General features: G+C 55.4%; 3 rRNA genes. All 3 read right to left on the bottom strand.

Annotated features, from left to right (window positions below):
* Positions 1-8: 8 nt before the first annotated feature.
* Positions 9-125 (bottom strand): 5S ribosomal RNA (gene rrf, locus H489_RS21830).
* A 157-nt stretch (positions 126-282) separates the two neighbouring features.
* Positions 283-3,410: ribosomal RNA gene (locus H489_RS21835) — 23S ribosomal RNA — on the bottom strand.
* 433 nt (positions 3,411-3,843) lie between these two features.
* Positions 3,844-5,365 (bottom strand): 16S ribosomal RNA (locus H489_RS21840).
* Together the 16S, 23S and 5S rRNA genes form the textbook arrangement of a ribosomal RNA operon.
* Positions 5,366-5,553: the final 188 nt, after the last annotated feature.

A 5,553-nucleotide genomic window follows, 5' to 3' on the forward strand; every position in this document is an offset into this window, starting at 1 on the left:
TACGTTAAGTCCGGCGGCGTCCTACTCTCCCACAAGGTCCCCCTTGCAGTACCATCGGCGCTGAGAGGCTTAGCTTCCGGGTTCGGAATGTGACCGGGCGTTTCCCTCTCGCTATGACCACCGGAACACTCTCGACCAGATCATACATTGGTCTCAAAGCTGTCCCAGCTACTGCCCTCGGTGAAGAGGGCAGAGCGGTGTATTCAGTTTCGATTCCCGATCGTCTGTCGGGAACCACAAAGTGGACGCGAGCCCGTGCAACAAGTGCACGGAAATCAGTGTGTTATCAAGTCTTCGGCTTATTAGTACCGGTCAGCTCCACGGGTCGTTAGTCCCCGCTTCCACATCCGGCCTATCAACCCAGTAGTCTGCTGGGAGCCTCTCACACTCAAGGTGCATGGAAATCTCATCTCGAAGACGGCTTCCCGCTTAGATGCTTTCAGCGGTTATCCGGTCCGAACGTAGCTAATCAGCGGTGCCCTTGGCAGAACAACTGACACACCAGAGGTTCGTCCATCCCGGTCCTCTCGTACTAGGGATAGATCTTCTCAAATTTCCAACGCGCGCAGCGGATAGGGACCGAACTGTCTCACGACGTTCTAAACCCAGCTCGCGTACCGCTTTAATGGGCGAACAGCCCAACCCTTGGGACCTACTCCAGCCCCAGGATGCGACGAGCCGACATCGAGGTGCCAAACCATGCCGTCGATATGGACTCTTGGGCAAGATCAGCCTGTTATCCCCGAGGTACCTTTTATCCGTTGAGCGACAGCGCTTCCACAAGCCACTGCCGGATCACTAGTCCCGACTTTCGTCCCTGCTCGACCTGTCAGTCTCACAGTCAAGCTCCCTTGTGCACTTACACTCGCCACCTGATTGCCAACCAGGTTGAGGGAACCTTTGGGCGCCTCCGTTACTCTTTGGGAGGCAACCGCCCCAGTTAAACTACCCATCAGGCACTGTCCATGAACCCGATCAGGGTCCTACGTTAGACATCCAAAGTGACCAGAGTGGTATTTCAACAATGACTCCACGAACACTAGCGTGCCCGCTTCACAGTCTCCCACCTATCCTACACAAGCCACTCCGAACACCAATACCAAACTGTAGTAAAGGTCACGGGGTCTTTCCGTCCTGCTGCGCGTAACGAGCATCTTTACTCGTAGTGCAATTTCGCCGAGTTCGCGGTTGAGACAGCTGGGAAGTCGTTACGCCATTCGTGCAGGTCGGAACTTACCCGACAAGGAATTTCGCTACCTTAGGATGGTTATAGTTACCACCGCCGTTTACTGGGGCTTAAATTCAGAGCTTCGCCCAAAGGCTAACCCTTCCTCTTAACCTTCCAGCACCGGGCAGGCGTCAGTCCGTATACATCGTCTTGCGACTTCGCACGGACCTGTGTTTTTAGTAAACAGTCGCTTCCCACTGGTCTCTGCGGCCTTCAACGCTCACGGAGTAAATCCGGTCACGTGTCCGGCCCCCCTTCTCCCGAAGTTACGGGGGCATTTTGCCGAGTTCCTTAACCACGATTCTCTCGATCTCCTTGGTATTCTCTACCTGACCACCTGAGTCGGTTTCGGGTACGGGCGGCTGCAACCTCGCGTCGATGCTTTTCTCGGCAGCATAGGATCACTGATTTCCCCTTACGGGTACGCGTCGGATCTCAGGCACACAGACGACGGATTTGCCTATCGTCAGCCCTACATCCTTACACCAGGTTCACCTTACGGATACCATCGCCTGGCTCAGCTACCTTCCTGCGTCACACCTGTTCATACGCTAACCGCACCAGCATGGGGTCGAGCGTTAGACCGGCCACCATCACCCCGAAGGGATCCGGTTGTACCGGGTTAGGACTCTTAGCACCACTGGATTAGCTTGGGCGGTTGTTCGCCGGTACGGGAATATCAACCCGTTGTCCATCGACTACGCCTGTCGGCCTCGCCTTAGGTCCCGACTTACCCAGGGCGGATTAACCTGGCCCTGGAACCCTTGGTCTTTCGGAGGACGGGTTTCTCACCCGTCTTTCGCTACTCATGCCTGCATTCTCACTCGTGTAGCGTCCACGGCTGGATCACTCCGCCGCTTCACTCGCCACACGACGCTCTCCTACCACTCCGCACGACTGAACCACGAAGGCTTGTCTATAGTGCGAAATCTACAACTTCGGTGGTGTGCTTGAGCCCCGTTACATTGTCGGCGCGGAATCACTTGACCAGTGAGCTATTACGCACTCTTTCAAGGGTGGCTGCTTCTAAGCCAACCTCCTGGTTGTCTGTGCAACTCCACATCCTTTCCCACTTAGCACACGCTTAGGGACCTTAGTTGGTAGTCTGGGTTGTTTCCCTCTCGACGATGAAGCTTATCCCCCACCGTCTCACTGCTGCGCTCTCACTCACCGGCATTCGGAGTTTGGCTGACGTCAGTAACCTGTTGAGGCCCATCGGCCATCCAGTAGCTCTACCTCCGGCGAGAAACACGCAACGCTGCACCTAAATGCATTTCGGAGAGAACCAGCTATCACGAAGTTTGATTGGCCTTTCACCCCTATCCACAGCTCATCCCCTCCATTTTCAACTGAAGTGGGTTCGGTCCTCCACGACGTCTTACCGTCGCTTCAACCTGGCCATGGATAGATCACTTCGCTTCGGGTCTAGAACATGCGACTCAAACGCCCTATTCAGACTCGCTTTCGCTACGGCTGCCCCTCACGGGTTAACCTCGCCACATATCACTAACTCGCAGGCTCATTCTTCAAAAGGCACGCCGTCACCCCTACTAAGGAGGCTCCGACGGTTTGTAAGCAAACGGTTTCAGGTACTATTTCACTCCCCTCCCGGGGTACTTTTCACCTTTCCCTCACGGTACTTGTCCGCTATCGGTCATCTGGGAGTATTTAGGCTTATCAGGTGGTCCTGACAGATTCACACGGGATTTCTCGGGCCCCGTGCTACTTGGGATACACATCCGGCCATAACACCATTTCGTCTACGGGGCTGGCACCCACTACGGCCCGGCTTTCAAACCGGTTCGACTATGATGCGCTGTAACCGCCCCAGTCCGGCAGAACTGAGTGACGTGTCCCACAACCCCGACCATGCAACGCCCGCCGGCTATCACACATGATCGGTTTAGCCTCATCCGCTTTCGCTCGCCACTACTCACGGAATCACATGTTGTTTTCTCTTCCTGTGGGTACTGAGATGTTTCACTTCCCCACGTTCCCTCTACCCGCCCTATATATTCAGGCGGGAGTCACCAGGTCGCAAAACGCCTGGCGGGGTTTCCCCATTCGGAAATCCTCGGATCACAGCTCGATTATCAGCTCCCCGAGGCTTATCGCAGATTTCTACGTCCTTCATCGGCTCCAGATGCCAAGGCATCCACCGTTTGCTCTTAGAAACTTGACCACAAAGATTAAAATTGCGATCCAACGTCACCACTCAACAACCCAAAGGCTGATCATGGATGACGCGAATCAAAGATGCTCGCGTCCACTGTGTAGTTCTCAACATACGATCGGCACCAGCACTCCCCCACCACAACAGCAGGATCACACTGGCCCGACGAAGGACCCGTAGGCCCAACCCCCACCACCACTCACGTAGCAGCAGGAAGCCTGGTCCCTCAGGACCCAACAACGTGCACCAGCTGAGCGCTCCACCCCCGACCCGTCCCAACCCTGCAAGCAGAGCGTACTGAGGTCGGAAGCATCACTCCCAACTGCACTGTCAATGTTCCACCCATGAGCTACCCGTCGGACACGTTCGGTCCGAAACAGGCGCCTGGACCAGCAACCAACCACCCACAATGGGCGACCAGCACTGACCAGATGCTCCTTAGAAAGGAGGTGATCCAGCCGCACCTTCCGGTACGGCTACCTTGTTACGACTTAGTCCTAATCACCGATCCCACCTTCGACGGCTCCTTCCACAAGGGTTAGGCCACCGGCTTCGGGTGTTACCGACTTTCATGACTTGACGGGCGGTGTGTACAAGGCCCGGGAACGTATTCACCGCAGCGTTGCTGATCTGCGATTACTAGCGACTCCGACTTCATGAGGTCGAGTTGCAGACCTCAATCCGAACTGAGACCGGCTTTTTGGGATTCGCTCCACCTTACGGTATCGCAGCCCTTTGTACCGGCCATTGTAGCATGCGTGAAGCCCAAGACATAAGGGGCATGATGATTTGACGTCATCCCCACCTTCCTCCGAGTTGACCCCGGCAGTCTCCTATGAGTCCCCGGCATAACCCGCTGGCAACATAGAACGAGGGTTGCGCTCGTTGCGGGACTTAACCCAACATCTCACGACACGAGCTGACGACAACCATGCACCACCTGTACACCGACCACAAGGGGGCGACCATCTCTGGCCGTTTCCGGTGTATGTCAAGCCTTGGTAAGGTTCTTCGCGTTGCATCGAATTAATCCGCATGCTCCGCCGCTTGTGCGGGCCCCCGTCAATTCCTTTGAGTTTTAGCCTTGCGGCCGTACTCCCCAGGCGGGGCGCTTAATGCGTTAGCTACGACACAGAAACCGTGGAAAGGTCCCTACATCTAGCGCCCAACGTTTACGGCATGGACTACCAGGGTATCTAATCCTGTTCGCTCCCCATGCTTTCGCTCCTCAGCGTCAGTTACGGCCCAGAGATCTGCCTTCGCCATCGGTGTTCCTCCTGATATCTGCGCATTCCACCGCTACACCAGGAATTCCAATCTCCCCTACCGCACTCTAGTCTGCCCGTACCCACTGCAAGCCCGAGGTTGAGCCTCGGGATTTCACAGCAGACGCGACAAACCGCCTACGAGCTCTTTACGCCCAATAATTCCGGACAACGCTTGCACCCTACGTATTACCGCGGCTGCTGGCACGTAGTTAGCCGGTGCTTTTTCTGCAGGTACCGTCACTTTCGCTTCTTCCCTACTAAAAGAGGTTTACAACCCGAAGGCCGTCATCCCTCACGCGGCGTTGCTGCATCAGGCTTTCGCCCATTGTGCAATATTCCCCACTGCTGCCTCCCGTAGGAGTCTGGGCCGTGTCTCAGTCCCAGTGTGGCCGGTCACCCTCTCAGGCCGGCTACCCGTCGTCGCCTTGGTGAGCCATTACCTCACCAACAAGCTGATAGGCCGCGAGTCCATCCCCAACCAAAAAATCTTTCCACCACCAGACCATGCGGCCAGTGATCATATCCAGTATTAGACGTCGTTTCCAACGCTTATCCCAGAGTCAGGGGCAGGTTACTCACGTGTTACTCACCCGTTCGCCACTAATCCACCCAGCAAGCTGGGCATCATCGTTCGACTTGCATGTGTTAAGCACGCCGCCAGCGTTCGTCCTGAGCCAGGATCAAACTCTCCGTAAAAAAATACAGACCCAACACCCGAAGGCATCAGACCGAGTTGATTCTGACTGTTGACTGTCTACTGACAATCTTCAATCCAAAAGGAATTGCTTCATGACCCAGTCAGCAAGCCGACCAGGCACGAGGTCAATCAATAAATTGGCATTGACAATGTGCACGCTGTTGAGTTCTCAAGGACCAGACGCACT

The sequence above is a fragment of the Curtobacterium flaccumfaciens UCD-AKU genome, from assembly GCF_000349565.1.
In the GTDB taxonomy this organism is placed as follows: Bacteria; Actinomycetota; Actinomycetes; order Actinomycetales; family Microbacteriaceae; genus Curtobacterium; species Curtobacterium poinsettiae.